18 protein-coding genes and 1 tRNA gene are annotated in these 21,394 nt (G+C 73.7%); 6 read left to right on the top strand and 13 right to left on the bottom strand.

Annotated elements, in window-relative coordinates; all coding sequences use genetic code 11:
- The first annotated feature begins 60 nt into the window (after positions 1–60).
- Positions 61–1,974 (top strand): LCP family protein, encoded by a 1,914-nt coding sequence (locus BUE45_RS15965; protein ID WP_073380130.1) that lies wholly within the window; start codon positions 61–63, stop codon positions 1,972–1,974.
- Positions 1,975–2,177: 203 nt separating this feature from the next.
- On the opposite strand, the gene BUE45_RS15960 is transcribed toward BUE45_RS15965, so the two are convergent.
- Together BUE45_RS15960 and BUE45_RS32555 are read right to left on the bottom strand one after the other, a co-directional pair.
- Positions 2,178–3,326, bottom strand: coding sequence for a hypothetical protein (locus tag BUE45_RS15960; protein ID WP_073380129.1), 1,149 nt, complete (start codon positions 3,324–3,326; stop codon positions 2,178–2,180).
- A 270-nt stretch (positions 3,327–3,596) separates the two neighbouring features.
- On the bottom strand, positions 3,597–4,412 hold the full coding sequence (locus tag BUE45_RS32555; protein ID WP_073380128.1) for a hypothetical protein: 816 nt from the start codon (positions 4,410–4,412) through the stop codon (positions 3,597–3,599).
- A gap of 330 nt (positions 4,413–4,742) precedes the next feature.
- On the opposite strand from BUE45_RS32555, the gene BUE45_RS15950 reads away from it, so the two are divergent.
- The gene (locus tag BUE45_RS15950; protein ID WP_073380127.1) at positions 4,743–6,491 is read left to right on the top strand and encodes a GAF domain-containing sensor histidine kinase; all 1,749 of its coding nucleotides are present in this window, start codon (positions 4,743–4,745) and stop codon (positions 6,489–6,491) included.
- Between the two features lie 259 nt (positions 6,492–6,750).
- Here the strand turns inward: BUE45_RS15950 and BUE45_RS15945 are convergent, their stop codons facing one another.
- The 3 genes from BUE45_RS15945 to BUE45_RS15935 form a co-directional block, all read right to left on the bottom strand.
- A complete protein-coding gene (locus BUE45_RS15945; protein ID WP_073380126.1) occupies positions 6,751–7,422 on the bottom strand; it encodes a response regulator in 672 nt (223 codons plus the stop codon).
- 201 nt (positions 7,423–7,623) lie between these two features.
- A complete protein-coding gene (locus BUE45_RS15940; protein WP_073380125.1) occupies positions 7,624–9,105 on the bottom strand; it encodes an amidase in 1,482 nt (493 codons plus the stop codon).
- 19 nt (positions 9,106–9,124) lie between these two features.
- Positions 9,125–10,150: a D-2-hydroxyacid dehydrogenase gene (locus tag BUE45_RS15935; protein ID WP_073380124.1), complete on the bottom strand. Its 1,026-nt coding sequence runs from the start codon at positions 10,148–10,150 to the stop codon at positions 9,125–9,127.
- A 323-nt stretch (positions 10,151–10,473) separates the two neighbouring features.
- On the opposite strand from BUE45_RS15935, the gene BUE45_RS15930 reads away from it, so the two are divergent.
- Both BUE45_RS15930 and BUE45_RS15925 read left to right on the top strand, forming a co-directional pair.
- Entirely contained in the window at positions 10,474–11,223 is a 750-nt protein-coding gene (locus BUE45_RS15930; RefSeq protein ID WP_073380123.1) for a maleate cis-trans isomerase family protein, read from the top strand.
- Positions 11,224–11,278: 55 nt separating this feature from the next.
- Positions 11,279–11,956 (top strand): GntR family transcriptional regulator, encoded by a 678-nt coding sequence (locus BUE45_RS15925; protein WP_073380122.1) that lies wholly within the window; start codon positions 11,279–11,281, stop codon positions 11,954–11,956.
- 23 nt (positions 11,957–11,979) lie between these two features.
- Here BUE45_RS15925 and BUE45_RS15920 read toward each other — a convergent pair whose 3' ends face one another.
- Entirely contained in the window at positions 11,980–12,201 is a 222-nt protein-coding gene (locus BUE45_RS15920; protein WP_178378554.1) for a type II toxin-antitoxin system Phd/YefM family antitoxin, read from the bottom strand.
- Between the two features lie 67 nt (positions 12,202–12,268).
- Complete coding sequence (locus tag BUE45_RS15915; protein ID WP_073380120.1) at positions 12,269–13,735, bottom strand: NAD-dependent succinate-semialdehyde dehydrogenase; 1,467 nt, start codon at positions 13,733–13,735, stop codon at positions 12,269–12,271.
- A 178-nt stretch (positions 13,736–13,913) separates the two neighbouring features.
- Between BUE45_RS15915 and BUE45_RS15910 the strand changes: the two genes are divergently transcribed.
- Positions 13,914–15,164, top strand: a complete 1,251-nt coding sequence (locus tag BUE45_RS15910; protein ID WP_073380119.1) for an aspartate aminotransferase family protein — start codon at positions 13,914–13,916, stop codon at positions 15,162–15,164.
- Between the two features lie 100 nt (positions 15,165–15,264).
- Here the strand turns inward: BUE45_RS15910 and BUE45_RS15905 are convergent, their stop codons facing one another.
- A complete protein-coding gene (locus BUE45_RS15905; RefSeq protein WP_073380118.1) occupies positions 15,265–15,744 on the bottom strand; it encodes a DUF6518 family protein in 480 nt (159 codons plus the stop codon).
- A 160-nt stretch (positions 15,745–15,904) separates the two neighbouring features.
- Here BUE45_RS15905 and BUE45_RS15900 point away from each other — a divergent pair.
- Positions 15,905–15,980: transfer RNA gene (locus tag BUE45_RS15900), tRNA-Arg, on the top strand.
- A 373-nt stretch (positions 15,981–16,353) separates the two neighbouring features.
- Here the strand turns inward: BUE45_RS15900 and BUE45_RS15895 are convergent.
- The 5 genes from BUE45_RS15895 to BUE45_RS15875 all read right to left on the bottom strand — a co-directional run bounded on the left by BUE45_RS15895 (position 16,354) and on the right by BUE45_RS15875 (position 21,367).
- Positions 16,354–16,968 carry a PIN domain-containing protein gene (locus tag BUE45_RS15895; protein ID WP_073380117.1) on the bottom strand — a complete coding sequence of 205 codons (615 nt, stop codon included), beginning with the start codon at positions 16,966–16,968 and terminating at the stop codon, positions 16,354–16,356.
- Positions 16,965–17,834: an ImmA/IrrE family metallo-endopeptidase gene (locus BUE45_RS15890; RefSeq protein ID WP_073380116.1), complete on the bottom strand. Its 870-nt coding sequence runs from the start codon at positions 17,832–17,834 to the stop codon at positions 16,965–16,967. The genes BUE45_RS15895 and BUE45_RS15890 overlap by 4 nt, the downstream gene beginning before the upstream one ends.
- A 17-nt stretch (positions 17,835–17,851) precedes the next feature.
- Positions 17,852–18,190 carry a helix-turn-helix domain-containing protein gene (locus BUE45_RS33855; protein WP_073380272.1) on the bottom strand — a complete coding sequence of 113 codons (339 nt, stop codon included), beginning with the start codon at positions 18,188–18,190 and terminating at the stop codon, positions 17,852–17,854.
- A gap of 485 nt (positions 18,191–18,675) precedes the next feature.
- Positions 18,676–20,361 (bottom strand): pyridoxal phosphate-dependent decarboxylase family protein, encoded by a 1,686-nt coding sequence (locus tag BUE45_RS15880; RefSeq protein ID WP_143173377.1) that lies wholly within the window; start codon positions 20,359–20,361, stop codon positions 18,676–18,678.
- A gap of 61 nt (positions 20,362–20,422) precedes the next feature.
- Entirely contained in the window at positions 20,423–21,367 is a 945-nt protein-coding gene (locus BUE45_RS15875; protein WP_073380114.1) for a cucumopine synthase-related protein, read from the bottom strand.
- Between the last annotated feature and the right edge of the window lie 27 nt (positions 21,368–21,394).

Below are 21,394 nucleotides of genomic sequence, written 5' to 3'. Positions count from 1 at the left end.
CTCCGGGTCGGTGTCCGACCGTTGGCACGTCCCGCCGTCCGAACTCACCGAGATTGCACGATGCCCGCTGACGAGAACGCCGCCACCGAAGCAGGAGCGGACACCACACCGGAACCGGGCCCCGCGAGAGGCCCGGAGCACACCGCCGGACGGGAGGCGGGCGCCCAGGGGCGCACCGAACCCGTATGGCGCATCGGCCGGTCCGGCCGATTGGAACGCGTCGGCCGCGAGGAGCCGGCCGCGGAGGACGAGGACGACGTGATGGCACTGGTCAACGCCGTCACGCCGCCCCGCGCCGCACCGGACGCCGACCGGCCCGCCACGGGAGCCGGCACCGCGGACGACGCGACCGACCAGACGTCGGAGGACACCATGGACGCTCGAAAGGGCGGCGAGCCCGCCGAGGCGGCGGACACGGCCGCGGAGCAGGCGCGGGACACGGGCGGCGCCCCGGAGGCCGCCGCGCCCGCCGGGGCGCAAGGTGCGGCCCCGGCCTCCCCGGACACGCCGGACGAGCGCGCGGACGCGCACGGGGCTGCCACGGCCTTCGGCACGACGGCCGCAGAGGCCGCGGACTCCCAGGGCGGCGCGGAGCCCGCCGAGGGCTCCGCGGACGCCGGCGACGGTCCGGGACCGGCCGCCGCGGCGGCGGCCGACGGCACCGCGGCCTTCGCCGCCCGCGCGGGCGGGGACGGTGAGGACTCCGCCGCCGGGAGCGGCTCCGGGGGCTCGGACGGCTCCGGGGGCTCGGGCGGGGGCGGCGCTTCCGGCGGGGGCGGTGCTTCCGGTGGAGACGGCCGGAAGCGGCGGCGCCTGCGCCGGATCGCCGTCTGGACCGCCGCCGGCCTGGCCCTGGTGCTGACCGCCGGGATCGCCACCGGCTACGTCTACTTCCAGTCGCTGCGCTCGGGCATGGTCCAGCACGACCTGGAGGCCGCCCTCGACGAGGGCGAGCGGCCCGAGAAGATCAGCGACGCGGTCAACATCCTCTTCATGGGCTCCGACGGCTACGAGGAGGGCAGCACCGCCTACAGCAGCGAGTTCGAGGGCGAGCGCTCCGACTCGATCATGCTGGCGCACATCTCGCCCGACGACCGGGTCTCGGTGATCAGCTTCCCCCGGGACTCCCTGGTGAACCTGCCGGAGTGCGACGCCTACGGCACCGCCGAGGGCACCTACGGCTACTTCGGCATGATCAACGCCGCCATGTACCACGGCGGCCCGCCCTGCGTGGTGCGCACCATCGAGTCGCTCACCGACGTCCGCGTCGACCACTTCGTGCACCTGAGCTTCATGAGCTTCCGCGACGTGGTGGACGCCATCGGCGGGGTGGACATCTGCGTCCCCGAGCCGATGAAGGACGAGCGCTCCAAGCTCGACATCCCCGCCGGGGAGCAGACGCTCACCGGCGACCAGGCGCTGTCCTTCGTGCGGGCCCGCTACGAGATCGGCGACGGCGGCGACATCGGCCGCATCGACCGGCAGCAGATGTTCATGGCCGCGCTGGCCGACCAGGCCATGCGCCCCGAGGTGCTCGGCAACCCCTCGCGGCTGCACGGGCTCCTGAGCGCGGTGGCCGAGCACAGCGCCACCGACAGCGGGCTCACCCTGGACCGGATGCTGTCGATCGCGGTGTCCCTGTCCGAGGTGGACCTGGGCGACATCGAGTTCCACACCGTGCCCTGGTACCAGGCGCCCTTCGACCCCAACCGCATCCTCTGGTACGAGGACCGGGCCGAGGAGCTGTTCGCCGCGGTGCGCGAGGACCGCCCGCTGCCGCCGCTGATGGCGGCCGACGAGGCGGCGGCGCCGATGGAGCCGCCGGGCGCCTCGCCGAGCCCGGTCGACAGCCCGACCGACGCGGCCTCCCCGTCGGACGACGCACCCGCCGCGCTGCCGGGCGAGGGGCGCGACGCCACCTCGAACCCGTGCTCGGACGGCCTGGGCTTCGGGACCGGCGACGAGGCGTACTGACGCGCCGGAGCACGGAGAACGGCCCCGGACACCCGTCGGTGTCCGGGGCCGCGGTGCGCCCGGGGCGGTGGGGCCCTCCGTTCACCGCGCCGCGTGCGCCGAGGAACCCCCACAGTCCTTCGGTGCCGCCGGCGCGGATCGGCCCCGCCGTCCCGGGCGGTGTGCGCCCGCCACGACCTGCGGGCGCACTTCCCGGTGAGGCTCTAGACCAGCGCGCCGAGCGGGGCGCCGTCCACGGTGGGCTCGCCCACGGTGGGCAGGCCGTTGACGCCGACCAGGTCGCCGCCGAGGGAGTCGGTGGCGGGCAGGGCCGAGGTCACGTCGCCGAGCCCGGGCAGGGAGTCGGACGCCGCGGCCAGGGGCAGCACGTCGGTGACGCCGTCCAGCCCGCCGACGGGCAGCGCGTCCACCGGCGCGGCCTGGGGCAGCGTCGGGGCGGACACCGGCAGCACGTCGGTGACGCCGCCCAGCGCGTCCGCGGACAGCGCGTCCGCCGGGGCCGCCTGGGGCAGCACGTCCGTGGACAGCGGCAGCGCCGCGGGCAGCTCCGGAAGCGCGTCCGCCGGGGCCACCTGGGAGAGCGCCCCGGTGACCGTGTCCAGCCCGCCGACGGGCAGCGCGTCGGCCGGCGCCGACTGGGGCAGCGTGGCGGCGCCCTCGCCCAGGACCAGGTCGGAGACGATGCCGGCGGCGCCCCCGCTGATGTCGGTGTTCCGGCCGTTGACCGGCATCACCGGGCCGTTCATGGGCAGGGTGGCGCCCAGGTCGGCGGCGTCCAGCTCGGTCAGGCCGGTGCCGACCTCGTGGGCCCCCTGGCCGACGCCGGTGCCCAGCCCGGTCACGGTGCCCTCCAGGGGCAGGGGGCTGCGCGCGGAGTGGCTCAGCGGCAGGGTGCCGCCACCGGTGCCCAGGCCGACCGCGTCCAGCAGGCCCAGCCCGCCGACCGCACCGGTCACGGGGTCGAGGGCGCCGCTCTGCGGGACGGCCGGGGCGGTACCGGTCAGGGAGTCGGCGAGCGTGTCCAGTCCCACGTCGGTGCTGTTGCCGTCGAGGGCGAGCGGGGCCTCGACGGGCAGCGCGTCGGTGAGCGAGCCGGTCGGGGCGGAGTTGTGCTGCACCTCGGGGGCGGCGGAGATCGTTCCGGGCCGGACGCTGGCCAGCTCGCCGACCGGGGACCCGATGCCCTCGGTCAGGACCGCGGGCACCTGGCCGCCCAGGTCGTTCAGGGGGAGGCCGTCGGTCGCACCGCCGAGGGTGTCGGCCCAGGAGAACCCGGAGCCGAAGGCGATGAATCCAGCCGCGCCGGCTGCCACGAGCAGGGTCTTGGCGGAAGTGCGGGCGGTGGTGTTCATGGGTGTCCTTCCGGAGTTGCCGCGTTGCGCGGCGCTTGGTCCGTCTCTGTGTTCAGGGGAGCCTCTCCCCTGGCCACGAGGGAGGTGCTCGGTTTCTCAGCGGGCGACCTGGCGGGCCGTCGACTGATGTGAACGCCGCGGGCGGGCGCGGCTGCTCACATCAATCCCCAGAGGGTGCGGAAGCGATCACTCGGAGTAGTGGATCCGGGCGTTCCGCGGCTGGGAGGGGTGTGCCAGGAGAGCGGTCGGAGTGCGACCGGGAACGCCGCCCTAGTCGGGCGAGAAGGTCGGCTCGTCCGCGTCCTCGGCCGGAACCGAGCGCAGGACGTGCCGGGCGGCCTGGAACAGGCCGGGGGCCGGGGAGGGGGCCGCGGCGACGGGCAGGTAGCCCGCGATGAACCCGCCGGCCTGCGCCGCGGTGCCCGAGGGGGCGGTCGGCGCGGCGGTGGGGGCGCTGGAGCCGAGGGCGGACGCGGCGATCGCGTCCTCGGTGTCGGCGGCGCGCTCGGCCTCGGCCGCCGGGTGCCCGGCGGCGGGCGGAGCGGCGACCGCGGGCTCCGCCGCGGAGGCGGGGGCCGTGGCCGGCTCGACCCGGGTGTCGCGGGTGCCGGGTTCCGGACGCGGGGCGTCGTCGGGTTCCGGGGCCCGCAATGCGGGCTCCGGCACGGTGGTCTCGGAGGGCTCGGGAAGCCGCACCGTCTCCGCGACGGGCGCGGTGACGACCTGACGCACGGTCTCGTCGAGGTGGCGGGCCACCTCTTCGGGGTCGGCGGGTGCCTGCGCGGCGGCGGGCTCCTCCAGCGTCCGGCGGGCCTGGTCGACCCCGCCGCCGACGGTGGCGACCGTCTCGGCCAGCGGGCCGCCGAGTCCGGCGACCGCGCCCGCGTGCGGGTCCAGGGGCCCGGCCGGCACCGCGATGCCGGCGCCCGACCCCTCGGCCGCCCCGGCCGGGGCGGCCCCGGCCAGCCACAGGGCGCACAGCGCGCCGGCCACGAGGGCGGCGAGCAGCAGCGCCCGCCGGACCGGTGCCGGGCACACGGCGGTACGGGCGCCACCGGCGCTCGCACTACCGTGGACTGTGAACACCGGGGATCCTTCCACCGTGGGTCGGGAGGCTTCGACGCGACCGGGGCGGGAGGCCGCCGGCGCGGGGGCGCCGCGAGGAGCGGGGCCCGGAGGGGATGTGGTGGACGCGGGGACCTCGCCGGTCCTTCCTGCGTCGACTGACGGCGACGTTAGCATGAATTGAGACGGCCGCGGAGCGATTCCGCGGGAATTCCGGACCAGGTGAAGCCATGTTTCCACGAACAGATGTGGCAAACCGGCAAAAAAACAACGACAATTCACCTATATACACCCAAGGAAAAGCACGCATTGCGAGACCGCCCGACCGGCTCTGCGGAGGTTGACCGACACATGACCGAGCTCCCCCAGAGTCCCCGGCTGTCCCCCGGCCGTCTGGAAGACCTCCTCACCGACGTCAACGGCCTGAGCCCCGGCATGTCCGACCAGGCCAGGATGCGCTCCCTGCTCCAGGCGGTGCTGACCATCGGGGGCGACCTCGACCTGGCGACCGTGCTGCGCAGGCTCACCGAGATGGCCGCCCGGCTGGCGGGCGCCCGGTACGCGGGCCTGGGGGTGGTCGACGAGGACGGCGGCTTCAGCGAATTCATCCCCGTGGGGATCACCCGCGAGCAGGGCGAGCAGATCGCCCGGTTCCCGCACGGAAAGGGCGTCCTGGCCGCACCGCTGTACGGCCGTTCCCCGCTGCGGCTGTCGGACCTGCGCGACCACGCCGATTTCGGCGGCTTTCCCGAGGGCCATCCGCAGATGTCCACCTTCCTCGGGGTGCCGATCCAGGTGCGCGGCGAGGTGTTCGGCAACCTCTACCTCACCGAGAAGACCGACGGCGGCGAGTTCGACGAGGAGGACGAGGCGGTGGTCACCGCCCTGGCCACCGCGGCCGGGGTCGCCATCGAGAACGCGCGCCTGTACGAGGAGGCCCGGCTGCGCGAGCGGTGGCTGACCGCCTCCACGGAGATCACCACGCGCCTGCTGTCGGGTGCGGCCGCCGACGAGGTGCTGGCCTACCTGGCCGAACAGGCCCGCGAGATCGGCGGCGCCGACACCGCGGTGGTGCTGCTGCCCGACCCGCGCGCCCGGGGCCACCTGTTCGCCGAGATCGCGGACGGCCCGGTCGCCCAGGAGATCCTGGGCACACCGGTGGAGATCCACACGTCGGCCTGCGGGCAGGTGTACGAGTCGGGTGAGCCGATGAGCGTCCCCGACCTGCGCCAGGCCAACTGCCCGATGCTCACCCACCGCGGCTACGGGCCGGGGCTGCTGGTGCCGCTGGGCACCCCGGGCAACACGAGGGGCGTACTGCTGCTGGGCAAGCTGTCGGAGCGGGCGCCGTTCCCGGCGGCGGTCCGCCGGATGCTGCACTCGTTCTCGGTGCAGGCGGGCATCGCGCTGGAGCTGGCCGAGGCGCGGCGCGACACCGAGCGGCTGGTGGTGCTGGAGGAGCGCGACCGGATCGCCAAGGACCTGCACGACGTGGTCATCCAGCGGTTGTTCGCGTCGGCGATGACGCTGATGAGCACGATGCGGCTGATCACCTCGCAGGAGGCGGGCGAGCGGGTGCAGCGCACCATAGACGAGCTGGACGCGACCATCCGGGAGATCCGCTCGACGATCTTCGCGCTCCAGAACCCGCCCAGCCGCCAGGACACCTCGCTGCGCGGGCGCATCCTCAAGCTGGCGGAGAACACCGCGCACAGCCTGGGCTGCCACCCGGGGGTGAGCCTGGACGGGCCGATCGACGCCTCGGTCCCCGACGAGGTGGGCGAGCAGCTGCTCGCCGTGCTCGGGGAGGCGCTGAGCAACGTCGCCCGGCACGCGCACGCCACGGAGGTGCACGTGTCGGTCTCGGTGGAGGAGACGGCGACGACCGGGCGTCCCACGACGCTGGCGCTCACCGTCACCGACAACGGCGTGGGCCTGCCCGAGGAGGGGCGGCGCAGCGGCCTGCGCAACTTGGACGACCGGGCCAGGGCGCTGGGCGGCGGGTTCTCCGCGCGGCGCGGGGAGACCGGGGGCACGGTGCTCACCTGGAAGGTTCCGGTGCCCGACGACGGGACCCCGCCGTTCGACACCTTCCAGTGACGGGGGCCGGGCCGTCGGGCCCCGCCGTTCGCACGCCCTCCGGTGCCGCGGGCCCCGCACCGTGCCGGCGGCGCGCCCACGGCACGGTCGCGGAGCGTCCTCCGAGGGGCGGGGGCGGGCGGGGTCCCGTCGCGGACGCCGTGCCCGCTTCGCGCCGGTCCGCCTGCGGGGCACCGCAGGGGGGCGACGGCGGGAGACGGGGTGGCCGCCGGGCACGGCGGGGGCCGGCCGGGGCACGGGCCGGGCTCCCCGGCGGGAGCTAGTAGCGGCGTCCGCGGAGTTCGGCGACCAGGACCGCGGCCTGGGTACGGCGCTTGAGGTCGAGCTTGGACAGCAGCGCCGACACGTAGTTCTTGACGGTCTTCTCCGCCAGGTAGAGGCGCTCGCCGATCTGGCGGTTGGTCATGCCCTCGCCGATGAGGTCGAGGATCTGGCGCTCCTGCGGGGTGAGCTCGGCCAGCGGGTCGGGCTCGGCCTGGGCCCCGCGCAGGCGCTCCATCATGGCGCCGGTGCTGCCGGAGTCCAGCAGGGAGCCGCCGGAGGCGACGGTGCGCACGGCGCCCACGAGGTCGGCGCCGTGGATCTGCTTGAGCACGTACCCGGCGGCGCCCGCCATGACGGCGTCGTACAGGGCGTCCTCGTCGGCGAACGAGGTGAGCATGAGGCAGGCGATCTCGGGGTGGTCGGAGCGGATCTCCCGGCACACCTGGACGCCGGACCCGCCGGGCAGGCGCACGTCCAGCACGGCGACGTCGGGGACCACGACCGGGATGCGGGCCAGCGCCTGCTCCGCGGTGCCCGCCTCGCCGACGACGGTCATGTCGTCCTCGGTCTCCAGGAGGGCGGCCACGCCGCGCCGGACCACCTCGTGGTCGTCCACCAGGAAGACCCTGATGGGCCTGCCGGCACCCTCGGCTCCACCGCCCGACATCCCGCTCATCCTCATCCCTTGTGCCATCCCTGCGTCACCGCGCCCCGGACACGTCTCCGGGATAGACGGTAGTACGTGCGGGAGAGCGCGCGGGGGCCATATGACACAGAACTCGGCCGACAAAGGTCCTGCATGGGCACATATCACCCAAATTAAGGGCGAAAACTCTGATATTTGGCCTGGCAGGGCCGCGGGCGGGGCTCAGGGGCGCGCGCCCGCCCACGGCCGCGCCAGCTCCAGGGCGCGGCAGGCGGCCAGCACCCGGGCGTCCCCGTGGCGCGGGCCCACCACCTGGAGCCCGACGGGCAGGCCGGCGGACGTGAACCCGCAGGGCACACTGGCCGCGGGCTGCTGGGTCATGTTGAACGGGTGGCTGAACCCCGCCCACACCGTCCAGCGCTCCCCCTCCAGCCCCGGCGGGCACTCCCGCCCCGCCCCGAACGCGCCGAACGGCGCCGCCGGGGTGAGCAGCAGGTCGTACCCGGTGTGGAAGCGGCCCATCCGGGCGCCCATGTCCATGCGCAGCGCCATCGCCGTCAGGTAGTCCTGCGCCGAGAAGGACGCCCCCTCCTCGACGATCTCCGCCAGCCCCGGGTCGAACAGGTCCCGGTCGGCACCGGTGACCCGCTCGGTGGCCTTGGTCGCGCCCGAGAACCACAGCACGTGGAACTCCGGCCGGGCGTCGGGCAGGCCGGGGTCGGCCTCCTCCACGTGGGCGCCGAGGCCGGCCAGGGCCTCGGCCGCCGCGGCGACGGCCGCCGCCACCTCCGGGTCCACGGCGAGCCCGCCCAGGGTCGGGGCGAGCGCGATGCGCAGGCCGCGCACCAGGTCCTCGGGATCGGTGCGCAGGCGCACGTCGGCGAGCCCCGGCCCGGGCGGGGCCAGCGCCGCCCAGTCCCGGTGGTCCGGTCCCGCCATGACCTCCAGCATGAGCGCGGTGTCGCCGACGGTGCGGGTCATCGGCCCGGTGTGGGCCAGCGAGCCGAAGGGGCTGGCCGGGTAGTGCGGCACCAGGCCCCAGGTGGGCTTGAGGCCGACGATCCCGCTGAAGGCCGCCGGGATGCGGATGGAGCCGCCGCCGTCCGTTCCGGTGGCCATCGGCACCGACCCGGCGGCGACCGCGGCGGCCGCGCCGCCGCTGGACCCGCCCGGGGTGGCCGCCGGGTCCCACGGGTTGCGGGTGACGCCGGTGAGCGGTGAGTCGGTGACGGCCTTCCAGGCCAGCTCGGGGGTGGTGGTCTTGCCGACGAACACCGCGCCCGCCTCGCGGAGCCGGGCCACCGCCGGGGAGTCCTCCTCCCAGGGTCCGCCGCGCGGCGTGGCGAGGGAGCCCTTGAGCGTCGGATGGCCGCGCAGCAGGTGGACGTCCTTGACGGCCACGGGCACCCCGTCGAGCGGGCCCCGCGGCTCCCCGCGCTCCCAGCGCCGGGCGGAGGCGCGGGCGTCGGCCCGGGCCTCCTCGGCCAGGACCAGGCAGAAGGCGTTCAGGACGGGTTCGGTGCGGTCGATGCGCTCCAAAGCCGCCTCGACCGCCTCCTCCGGGGAGGAGTCCCCGCAGGCGTAGGACGCCAGCAGGGCCTCGGCGGACGCGGCGGACGGGTCGGCCACCGGGCCGGCGGGCGCGCCGTCCGCGGTGGCGGGCGCCGCGGCGCCCGCGGCGGTCGAGTCGGAACGGATCGTCACTTCGGCCTCCCGGTCGGGATCAGCCGGGCACGTAGCCGCGGCACTTGTCGACGACGTTGCGCGGTTCGCGCCCGTCGAGGTGGCGGGAGAGTTCGTCCAGGAACAGGTCGACCAGCTCCTCCCGCCAGCCGACCACGTCCCCGGCCATGTGCGGGGAGACCACCGAGCCGGGCAGCCCCCACAGCGGGTTGATGGCCTTGAGGGGTTCGCGCTCGAACACGTCCAGCGCGGCCCCGGCGATGCCCCCGGAGTCCAGGGCCTCGACCAGGGCCGGCTGGTCGACGATGGGGCCGCGCGCGACGTTGATGAGGTGGGCGGTCGGCTTCATCAGGTCCAGGAAGGCGCGGTCGACCAGGCCGCGGGTGGCGTCGGTGAGCGGTGCCGCGATGATCACGTGGTCGGCCGCCGGGATCTCGCCGAACAGGGTGGGCTCGCCCCCCGGACCGGTCTCGGCGGTGCTGGAGAGCACCACGTCGCCGAAGTCGGGGTCGCCGGTGCGGGCGCGGCTGCCCGACGCCCGGACCCGCACCCCCACCGCGGTGAGCAGGCGGGCGGTGGCGCGGGCGATGGGCCCGGTGCCGACGATGAGGGCGCGGCTGCCCGCCACCCGAGCGGTCTCGCGGTGCTCCCAGCGGCGCTCGCGCTGGTACTCCCAGGTGCGGTGGAAGTCCTTGGCGTACGCGACGACCAGACCCAGGACGTACTCGGCGATGGGCTGGTCGAAGATCCCCCGCGAGTTGGTGACCGTGACGCCGGACCCGGCCAGGGCGGGGAACATGAGGTTGTCCACCCCGGCCGTGGCCGCGTGGACCCAGGTCAGCGCGTCGGCCTCGGGCCAGGAGGCCTCCAGCGCCTCCGAGAACAGGTCCCAGACGAAGAGGATGTCCGTGCCGGGGAGCGCGGCCGACAGGCCGTCGGCGGTCGTGTAGGCGACCCCGCCCAGGCCCGGGTGCCCCTCGATCCGCTCCCGGCCCGGCGGCAGGTCGTCTCCGTGCAGGATCAGCAGCCTGGGGCGGTCGGGCGGGGACGGGGCGGCACTGTTCACGGCCTTGCGCTCTCCGGTCGGCGGTAGGGAAGCACGCGGTGCGGGCCCGCGGCGGGCCCCGCACCGGCCACGCTAGAAAGCGGGCCCGGGATTGTCAACAATCGACAACCCCGGGTGCCGCGGGGATGGCCCGGGCCTTCGGCCCCCTTCCGCGCCCACCACCCGCCCCGCCTTGTGACGGAGAACCCTTGATCGTAAGATTGTCGACAATCAGCGCTCCGCCGGGTGCCGTGCGCCGGCCCCGACGCGGAACGGCCGTGCGGCCGGCCCGGACCGGCACCGCCGCCGCGCGACCCGTGGCCGCGGCCACGTGAGGAGAGCCCATGACCCGCGTCGGATTCCTGTACCCCGGCTCCAGCGCCGAGGACGACTACAAGGCCTTCGAGGACCTCCTCGGCGGGGACGTGGAGCTGCCCCTCGTGCACACGCCGCTGAGCGACGACCTGCACGTGCTGGAGAGGCTGCTGGAGGCGGGCGGGGAGGCCTCCCTCGTCAAGGGCGCGCAGGAGATCGCCGCCATGGACGTGGAGGCGACCGTGTGGGCGTGCACCGGCGGCGGCTTCGTGTACGGCTGGGAGGGGACCCGGAGGCAGGTGGAGCGGGTCCGGCAGGCCACCGGCGGGCCGGCCTCCAGCACCTCGTGCGCGTTCGTGCACGCGCTCATCCGGCTGCGGCTGCCCCGGGTGGCGATCGCCGCCACCTACCCCGACGAGATCTCCCAGCGGTTCGTGGAGTTCCTGTCCGAGGCCGGGGTCTCCGTGGTGTCCGTGGCCAGCCACGGCATCGCGACCGCCGCGGAGGTGGCCTACCTCGACCCCGACGAGGTGCTGGACTTCGTCATCTCCAACGACCACCCGCGCGCCGAGGCCGTGCTCGTGCCCGACACGGCACTGCACAGCGCCCACCTGATCGAACCCCTGGAGGCGCTGCTCGGCAAGACCGTGCTCACCGCCAACCAGGTGAGCGTCTGGGAGGGGCTGCGGCTGGCGGGGCGCACCGAGCCACGGGCGACCGGGCCGGGAATGCTGTTCCGCGCCGGATCCGCCGCCGTCACCAGCCTGCTGCCGGACTGAGGGACGCCCCGTCCGCGCCGCAGGAGAAGACCCGAGCACCGAGAGAAGACCGCCCATGCCCGTCCACGGCCACCTCACCCCCGTCCCCCGCAGATCCACCGCCGAGCTGATCGCCGAACAGCTGCGCTCGGCGATCATGTACGGCTCGCTGGCCCCGGGGGACCAGCTGGGCGAGGCCGACCTGGCGGGGCGGCTCGGCGTGAGCCGCGGGCCGCTGCGCGAGGCCATGCAGCGGCTCGTCCAGGAGGGGCTGCTGCGCAGCGAGCGCCACCGCGGGCTGTTCGTGCGCGAGCTGACCCCGGACGACGTCCGCGACATCTACGTCGCCCGGCTGGCCGTGGAGCGCACCGCCTGCGCGCTGGTCATGCGCGGCAACCGGGGGGAGGCCGTAGCGCGGCTCACCCCGGTGGTGCAGCACCTGGCCGTCGCCGCCGCCGGCGGCGACCGGGGCGCCATGAGCGACGCCGACCAGGAGTTCCACCGGACCCTGGTGAGCTGCTCCGGCAACGGGCGGCTGGAGCGGATGGCGCAGACCCTGCTGGTGGAGACGCGGATGTGCCTCACCGTGATGCAGAAGGTCTACCCCGAGCCCGCCGAGCTGCTGGAGGAGCACCGCCGCATCCTCGACGCGATCGCCGACGGCGCCGAGGAACGGCTGCTCGCCCTCATCGAGGCGCACATGACCGACGCCGTCGCCCGCATCAACGGCGGCGCACAGCCGCCCGCCCCCTAGGGCATCCGGGCGGGCACAGGACCCTACGGCCCCTCCACGACGGCCTCCGTGTCGCGCCGGGCAGCGGCGTCCAGGGCCATGAGGCGCTCGTACTCGGCCGGGGAGATGAGCACGCCCTGGGGTCTGCGGTAGGCGCCGACCAGGATCGGGTCGTGTTCGGGGTCCTCGACCAGTTCTGCGAGAAGTTCCGGAAGGCGGGTCCGGGCCTCGGCGACGCCGAGCACGGCGGGGATCTTCGCGTCCATGCTTCGAGCGTAGAAGAAGTCGTACAACATGTTGTACGACTTCTCCGGACGCGAAGACCCCCGATGGTCAGACGAGGCCGCCGATGCCGACGTACTTGGTCTCCAGGAACTCCTCGATGCCCACACGGCCGCCCTCGCGGCCCAGGCCGGACTGCTTGACGCCGCCGAACGGAGCCGCCGGGTTGGAGACCACCCCCTGGTTGAGGCCGACCATGCCGGTCTCCAGGTTCTCGCTCACCCGCAGGGCCCGGTTGAGGTCGCGGGTGTAGAGGTAGCCGACCAGGCCGAACTCGGTGTCGTTGGCGGCCGTGACCGCCTCCTCCTCGGTCTCGAAGGTGAGCACCGGGGCGACCGGGCCGAAGATCTCCGTGGTGGACAGCTCGCTGGCGAACGGCACGTTCGCCAGTACCGTCGGCCGGTAGAAGTGGCCGGGGCCCTCGCCCGGCCCGCCGCCCACCAGGACGGTCGCGCCGCGTCCGACCGCGTCGTCCACCAGGTGCTGCACCTTCTGGCGCGCCTTGTCGTCGATGAGCGGCCCCACGTCCACGCCGTCGTCCAGACCGCGCCCCAGGCGCAGGGCGCCCATGCGCTCGCTCAGCCGCCGGGAGAACTCCTCGGCGATCCCCGACTGGGCGTAGATGCGGTTGGCCGCCGTGCACGCCTCGCCGATGTTGCGCATCTTGGCGAGCATCGCGCCGTCCACCGCCGCGTCCAGGTCGGCGTCGTCGAACACCAGGAACGGCGCGTTGCCGCCCAGTTCCATGGAGGTGCGCAGGACCTGGCCCGCGCTCTGCTCCAGGAGGCGGCGGCCGACGGCCGTGGAGCCGGTGAAGGACAGCTTGCGGATGCGCCCGTCGGAGAGCAGCGGCTCGGTGACCGCCCCCGGGTCGGTGGTGGGGACGACCGACAGCACGCCCTCGGGCAGCCCCGCCTCCGCCAGGATCCCGGCCAGGGCCAGCGCGGACAGCGGCGTCTGGTGGGCGGGCTTGAGGACCATCGTGCAGCCCGCGGCGATGGCCGGGCCGATCTTGCGGGTGCCCATGGCCATGGGGAAGTTCCACGGCGTGATGAGCATGCACGGCCCCACCGCCTGGCGCATGATCAGGAACCTGGACTTGCCGTCGGGCGAGGTGGCGAACCCGCCCTCGATGCGCACCGCCTCCTCGGAGAACCAGCGCAGGAACTCCGCGCCGTAGGCGATCTCGCCGCGCGCCTCCGCCAGCGGCTTGCCCATCTCCAGGGTCATGAGGACGGCCAGGTCCTCCTGGCGCTCCATGAGCAGCTCGTAGGCGCGGCGCAGGATCTCCCCGCGCTCGCGGGGCGCGGTGCGCGCCCACGACGGCTGGGCCCGGTGGGCGGCCTCCAGGGCGGCCAGCGCGTCCTCCCCGCCCGCGTCGGCGACGGTGCAGAGCACCCCGCCGGTGGAGGGGTCCTCCACCTCGAACACCGCGCCCGAGGCCGCGTCGCGCCACTCGCCGCCGACGAACAGGCGCTTCTCCACCTGGTCGACGACCCGTGCTTCCCGATCCGACATGTTCAACGCTCCCGGTCGTACGTCGTCCGGGTCCCGCGGTCGTGTGCGGGCCCGGAACCGTTGGGTCAGACCTGCCCGGCGTGCGCCCCCTGGACACCGCCACGGACCGGATGTTTCCATAGCCGTGTCGATTGTCAACAATCCTACGGACATGCGCGACAACGAATCGAGGCATCGCATGGCGGAGCTCTCCCCGGTCCTCAAGCAGGCCACCCCCGTGGTCGCGGCGCGAGGCGAGGGCGCTCACATCTACGACGAGGACGGCCGCCGCTATCTCGACTTCACCGCCGGCATCGGCGTCACCAGCACCGGCCACTGCCACCCCCGGGTGGTGGCCGCCGCGCAGGAGCAGGTGGCCACGCTCATCCACGGGCAGTACACCACGGTGATGCACCGGCCGCTGCTGCGGCTCACCGAGCGCCTGGGCGGGGTGCTGCCCGCCGGGCTCGACCGGCTGTTCTACGTCAACTCCGGCAGCGAGGCGGTGGAGGCCGCGCTGCGGCTGGCCCGGCAGGCCACCGGCCGGCAGAACGCGATCGTGTTCCAGGGTTCGTTCCACGGCCGGACCATGGGCGCGGCGTCCCTCACCACGTCCGGGACCAAGATCAGGGCGGGCATCGGTCCGCTGGTCCCCGGGGTGGTCGTCGCCCCCTTCCCGTACGCCTACCGGCTGGGGATGTCGGAGGAGGACGCGGTCGCGTACGCGCTGCGCGAGTTCGACGAGCTGCTCATCACGGTGACCTCCCCGCTGGACACCGCCGCGGTGTTCATCGAGCCGGTCCTGGGCGAGGGCGGGTACGTGCCCGCCCCCGACGCCTTCCTCCAGGGGCTGCGCGAGCGCGCCGACGCGCACGGTTTCCTGCTGGTGGCCGACGAGGTGCAGACGGGGTTCGGGCGCACCGGGACGTTCTGGGGGCACGAGCCGTCCGGGATCGTCCCCGACATCGTCATCACGGCCAAGGGCCTGGCCAGCGGGTTCCCGCTGTCCGCCATCGCCGCCCCCGAGGCGCTCATGGCCAAGGCGTGGCCCGGCTCCCAGGGCGGGACCTACGGCGGCAACGCCGTCTCGTGCGCGGCGGCGCTGGCCACCCTGGACGTCATCGAGGAGGAGGGCCTGGTGGACAACGCCGCCCGCATGGGCGAGCGGCTGCGCCAGGGACTGGAGAAGGTGGCCCAGGCCTCGCCGCTGATCGGGGACGTGCGCGGCCGCGGGCTGATGCTCGCCAGCGAGTTCACCTCCGGCGGCCGTCCCGACGCCGCCGCGGCGCTGCGCGCCCAGCAGGCGGCGGTCCGCCACGGACTGCTCCTGCTGACCTGCGGCCCGGCGGGGAACGTGGTGCGGATGATCCCGCCGCTCGTCGTCGACGGCGACCAGGTGGACGCCGCGCTCACCGCGTGGGAGGCGTCGGTGGCCGAGGCCTCGGCCTGACCCGGCGACCCGGCCACGGCCCCGGGCGGCGCGGGGCGGGGCGGCCCGACCCCGCGGTACCCGGGGCCGGGCCGTACCCGGCATGTGCGGGACTCGGCTCTCAGCCGATGAGTTCGAAGGCGCCCCCGGCGGCCAGGACCGCCCCGAGCAGCGCCGCGGCGCCCGTCCGCCACCGCCCCCGCCGGGCGCGCCACACGTGCCCGGCCAGCCCGAGCAGCGGCCCGGCCACCGCTGCGCACACCGTCCACACCAGCAGGGCCCGCAGGTCCTGCCCGTCGAGCCACAGCAGCGGGGTGAACCCGTGGTAGCCCAGGACCGCGCCCCACGGGGCGAGCAGCCCGGCCACGGCGCACGCCCACGGACGCGCACCGGCCGCAGCCGCCCCGGCGACGAACGCGGCGACCGCCCAGGCCGCCCCGGAGTCGCCGATCCACGCCACGGAGCCGGGCAGCAGCCCCCGGGCGACCATGGCGGCGATACCGACGATCAGGCCGCCCGTCGCGGACAGGACGAACAGTGCCCACAGGGGAACCGCCTGCTCGGGGGAGCCGTCCTGTCCGGAGGCGGTCTCGGTGTCCATACACGACCTATCGCGTCCGGCCGCGGACCCGGTTCGGCACCGCGTCCCGATGACGGGGGTCACACGCATAAATGGCGCGAAGCCACTTCTGCACCGTGATAGAGTCGGAGACGTCGCCAGGGAGGACGAGATCCGCCGGGCGACGACAACTGAACAACCTGCACTCGTAGCTCAATGGATAGAGCATCTGACTACGGATCAGAAGGTTGGGGGTTCGAATCCTCCCGAGTGCGCCACCATGAGACAGTGGAGAGAAAGCCGGACCCGGACACCACACGGGACCGGCTTTCTCTTTTGTGTCGGGGCAGGGCGCCCGGCCGCCGGGCGGTTCCGACCTCCTACGGACGGCTGTGGCGGATACGCGGTGAGGTTTTCAGCCGCCCGGGTTCCCCAGGGGCGCCCCCAGACCAGGGTGCGCCCGGTCGCTAACGGTTCTCGGTGTCCTGATGTGCGGGGCGCGTGATGGTCGGAAACCCTCGAAACCCTTCGCCCCGCAACGCTCGCCCCGTTCTTCGTCGCCGTCGATGACTCCGACCAGGTCGACACCTCGTTCGACTCGGCGCCCTCCGGCCGGGCCCTGATCCCGGGAGGCAGCGGATGTGCGGGAAGTCAGCGCCAGAGGTCGGGTGACAGCAACCGGGTCGTCTCGATCGGTGGCAGTCCGTCATCCAATTCACGCAACCGCCGGTAGAGATGACGCATGTCCGCCTTGTCTGAGACTTGTTTCTTCTGCACCGCGCGCTCCAGAACGGACAGCGTGCCCACCAGGGTGAACGTCCCCACCGGGCGTCCGCTGCGGCGGAGCCGTTCGAGGCGGTTGATCTCCGAGGTGGCTGTTCGCGCGCCTTCCCCGTCATCGATCAGCACGGTCACCCGACCGCCGGCCTCGGCGATGACGACCGCGTGCGCGATGACCATGACCTCACCCAGGTCCTTGGGGCGCTTCAGTCGTTCGGCCATGGGCTGACGGGTGATGCGTTGGACCACCGCCGCGAGTTCGGGGGTCTGGTCGTCGGACAGGATCTGCATCCAGTTGGGGGCCAGCTTCCGCCAGATGCCCGCGGCCGCACGGAAACGCTCATCCTGCCGTGCTTTGTCGAAGACCTCGCGCTGCACGGTCTCCGGAGCACTGAGCTTGCCCAGAACCCCGATGAGAAGGCGCTCCTGGTTGATCGAGAGAAAGTTCAGACCGGGGCCGGCGTCGATGATCGGCCGGTGACTCATCCGTTCTCTCTCGCTGTCACATCCACGGGCCGGGAGCCGTGACCGGGCTCGGCGAGGGCCTCGTCCAAAGCCGCGAGGTCGACATCGACGTCGGGCAGCTCGTCGGGGTCGGCCCACGCGACCGGTCGCTCGCGCGGCACCACCCCCGCTTCCCGCAGTTCCGCTTCGGCTTCCTGCCGGGTGATACCGCGAAGCGTGGCGATGGCCTGCACCGACAGCACGCCTTCGGCATAGGCACTGATCGCTCTCGCGAGCAGCCGTTGCGGTGCCCTGCGCCGAGCCGATTCGTCCTGGAGAGCGCGGTACTGGTCACTCCAGCCGAACCGCGTGGCCAATCGCGGCGTCGTGAGGGGAAGCCACTCCTGCTTGGTGGCTTCATCGATGTGCCCCGCCCGGCACAGTGCGATCACGGCGATCTTGGGTGAGACCAGGAACCGCTGGACGACCTCGGAGAGGTCGGACTGGGTGAGTGGTCCCCGGCCACCGAGGAATTCACGCAGGCCCTCGACCGGAACGAGCAGGTGTCGGGCGAACGCGTCGGCTCGGATCTCTTCGGGGGAACGGTGGCTCCAAGCGCCCGCCGAGCCACCCGTGACGTCGGTGAACAGGACATGGCCGAGTTCATGGGCGAGTGTGCTGCGTTGCCGCATCGGATTACGGGTGCGCGCGACACCGATGAACACGGCGTCGCGCCGGGGATCCCGCATCATCAGGCCGTGCTGGTCCTGGTCCGCTTCGAGTACGGCCACGTCGATGCCTGTGGCCTGCTCGATGATCGCCACGAGGTCACCCAGGGGCTGCACACCGAGGTTCTGCTCCTCCCGGAACCGTTCGGCGGTGGCACGGCCTTCGGCTTCTGCACTCACGTTTGGTCTGTCCGGTTTCAGATCGTGGCGGGAATGGCCTGGTCGTCCAGGTAGGCGTCCAGTTCCAGGAAGTCCAACAGCGCCTGGCGCATGCCGGCCATGTCGGAGTCGTTGGTGGCGCGGGCCGCGCACTGCACACGCTCGGACACCACCCCGATCCCGGTGAGCTGGGCGACCGTGTGTCCGGTCTCCCAAGCGATCGCCACGATCTCGGGCATCTTCGCCACCCGGTCCCCGGAGATGATCCGAGACAGAGTGGACTGAGAGATGCCCGTGGCGTCAGCGAGAGCCCGCTGACTCATGCTCGCCGCCTGCCGGGCGCGCTCGATCCGCGCTCCGATGTCCGCCACTGCCATGCACACCACCCCGCCGCTCTGAATCATCTACCTTGTATCTGATTCAAGTATAGGTGTACGCCCAGCACGGCGCCACGGTCCGAGCAGCCGGAAACGCCTTCCCCCGGGCAGGGTGCAGACGGCGGAGCCCTGCCGATCCGACACGGTATCCACGTCACGCCGTGTCGGGGCCGGGCCACCGGCCCACGCCCGCGGGTGCCCGGAGGGTCCCACGGCCTACTGCAACCACGGGCACCGTCGTTCGGGGATCGGCTGCCGCGCCCCGGCGTCGGTGCGCTTCGGCACCGCCCACCAGCTCCGCGAGCAGCGGGCGCGGACCTTTGACCAGGTCTACGCGGCCCGTCCGGAGCTCTTGTCGCGGAGGCCGGAGCCTCCCCGGTCGTCCGCGGCGGTGGGACCGACGGCCCGGCCGAACGACGGGAGGGCACACCGCAGAGCGTCCGAGCAGGTCGGCGTCCCGTCCGGCCTGGCGGGCTCCGGGCCCGTCACTCGGGAACGTGGTACACGGGTGTCCCGTTCAGCTCCTCGGGGCCGAACAGGACCGCGACGTCGAGCGCCTTCTTCACCTGTTCCATGCGCTCGGCGATCCGCGAACAGGCCGCCTCGTCGAGGAAGACCGAGCCGGGGACCAGCCGCAGTGCGGCGACCGGTTCACCTCCCCTGCCCCTGCCGTAGGCCGGAAGGTGGCCGAGGACGACCCTGGAGTAGGGGTTGCCCTCGTAGCCGGCGAGCAGCCTGAACAGGGCGTGTGTGTAGTTGTTGGCCGCTTCGAGCACGGGGGGTTCGGCGTCCAGGAGGCCGGCGAAGTCCGCCGGGCCGTCGGGCGGCACCGGCCGGTACACCGAGGCGACTCCGTCGGAGAAGGGTGTGAGCAGCTCGAAGCCGCGGCTCGGCAACAGGTCCATGAACGCCCGGTTGGCCATGAGCAGGTTCGCCAGGTAGACGCGGAAGCCGTCCACCCCCACGCTCTGCACCGCCACCCACGCCGCCAGGACGGGTGCGGCGCCGCGCGAGTGCTCGATGGTGTGCAGCAGCGCGTTCTCGCCGTGCGGCCGGTGGACGGTCTCGCCCCGCCCGCCCTCCACCCAGTGGTGCAGTTCGGCGGCGTCGCGGGTGAGGAAGAGGCTGGAGGAGTAGGGGGCCAGCCCGGTCTTGTGGAAGTCGATGGTCATCGAGTCGGCCTCCCGCACCTGGGAGACCAGGTCGGTCGTGGCCCGGACGCGGCCGGCCAGCTCCGCCCCGAGGCCGAGGGGGTCGCCCGCGAAGTCGTAGTCGGTGAAGAAGAGCCAGGGCCAGGTGACCACCGTGTCGAAGTGCACCAGGGGCCGGTAGGGCAGTGCGTGCCTCGCGCGGACCCGGTCGAGCGCGGCGGTGACGGGCCGGACCGGGTCGATGTCGTTGTGCAGGATGTTGCCGCCGGAGAGCACGACGCAGGCGACGGGCCGGCCCTGGGCCAGCAGGGCGTCGACCGCGCCGGCGATCGCGTCGGGCTCGGCCCTCGTCCCGGGAGGGACGGGTACGCGCACGCAGGCGTCGGTACCGAGGCCGAGCAGCGCGCAGACGGATTCGAGGCTGTCGTGGTTGTGGGCGGTGGTGACGACCGCCGGCGCGGGCCCCGGGGGCAGTCCGGTGCGGGAGGAGCCCGGGAGGCACCGGTTCAACCCCATCCTGACGGCGTAGAGCAGCCCGGCCTTGCCGCCGAAGGAGAACACGCCGCCCGCCGTGTCCGGCCAGCCCGCGCGGCGGGCGAACTGCCGGACGAGCTGCCGCTCGACCTCGATCACCCCGGCGCTGCAGAAGTCCCACAGCGCGTTGGGGCTGTAGAGGCCGGTGACCGCGGTGACCGCCGCGGTGTCCAGCAGCGGCTGCGGGGTCATGTTGAACAGGGTCGACGGGGAGTGCCAGCGCAGCTGGCCGTGCAGGGCGCGCGCCGCGGCTCCGAGCACCCGGTCGGCGTCCCGGGGCCCGTCGGGCAGGTCCTCGTATTCGGCCAGCCACGCGTAATCCCCCGGGGGGCCGCCCAGCCAGGGGTCGTCGGGATCGGTGCGCGGCGGGAACGCGTCGAAGGCGACCCCGATCCGGCGGGCCAGCTCCTCCCCGCCCGTCCCGGACGGGGAGGGCATCCTCCGCCGCAGCTCCTCGCGGACGGCCTCGAACACTCGGCGGGACACGCCCTCCCCTTTCCTGTGCCATGCGCGGCCGGGCCGCTCCGGCGGCCCGCGGATCGACGGGTCACCCCCGGGGGTAGGGGTACTCCTTTCCGTGGTCCCACGGGAACAGGTGGAGGTTCCAGGTGTTGAGCATGTTCGTGTACAGGGCCAGGGTGCTGATCAGCGCGAAGTACTCCTCCCGGTCCTCCAGCGCGCCGAGTGCCTTGACGCTTCGCCCGGTGAAGTCCTCCAGGGCGTGCAGTCCGGTGTAGCCCAGGAACTCCGCCGGTGTGCGGATGAAGCCGGGCGTGATCTCCCGGAGGGTCTCCAGCGGGAGGTCGGTGGTCCGCACGAGGCGGACGAGTCCGTTGAGCGCGTTGTACCCCAGCGGCCGCACCTCGCCGTTGAGGAAGACCAGCGTGGAGAAGTACTGGTCCCTGCTCCCGGCCCGGCTGCCGATCCGGCCCGCGTGCATGTCGACGAGCTCCTCGGGCGGGTCCGTCCACGAGCGCCGGGTGGCGTCGTGCATCTCGTCGATGAGGCGCTGCACGTCGGGGTCGCCGACGCGGGGAGGCCGGGGGAGCGGGTAGTCGTCCACCCGGTCGCCCTTGCGCCGTACCCGGACCTCGACGACCTCCTTGGTCCGGTAGGCCGCGTCCCAGCAGTAGCGGCCGGCGCTGCGCAGGGCGTCGACGTCGTCGGGAACGACGTGGCCGATCGGCGCGGCGGGCAGGTACTCGGTGAGCGGTCCGTACTTGATGCCGATGTGCTGCAGCTGGGAGAGGAAGACGGTGCCGTCCGGCGCCTCGGTGCGGTCCCGCATCTTGTACTCGGCGGCCCTGTGGATCGGTTCCGGGTCGGGCAGGAGGTGGTAGAGGTGGTCGCCGGAGACCAGCGCGTGGTTCTGCAGGCTGTTGTAGGGGACCAGCCTGTTCCAGACCATGTCGACCAGGTCCGGGTTGTCGTCGGTGAGGTCGGCGGTGACGGTGATCCGCGGCTGGACCCATTCGATCTCTAGCTGGCGCATGCTGGTACTCCCCTGTGGTCGTTCGGA

It is taken from the genome of Nocardiopsis flavescens (genome assembly GCF_900141985.1).
GTDB classification, from domain to species: Bacteria; Actinomycetota; Actinomycetes; order Streptosporangiales; family Streptosporangiaceae; genus Nocardiopsis; species Nocardiopsis flavescens.
The sequence above is the reverse complement of the archived record's forward strand: the minus strand, read 5'-3'. Positions and strand labels throughout refer to the sequence as shown.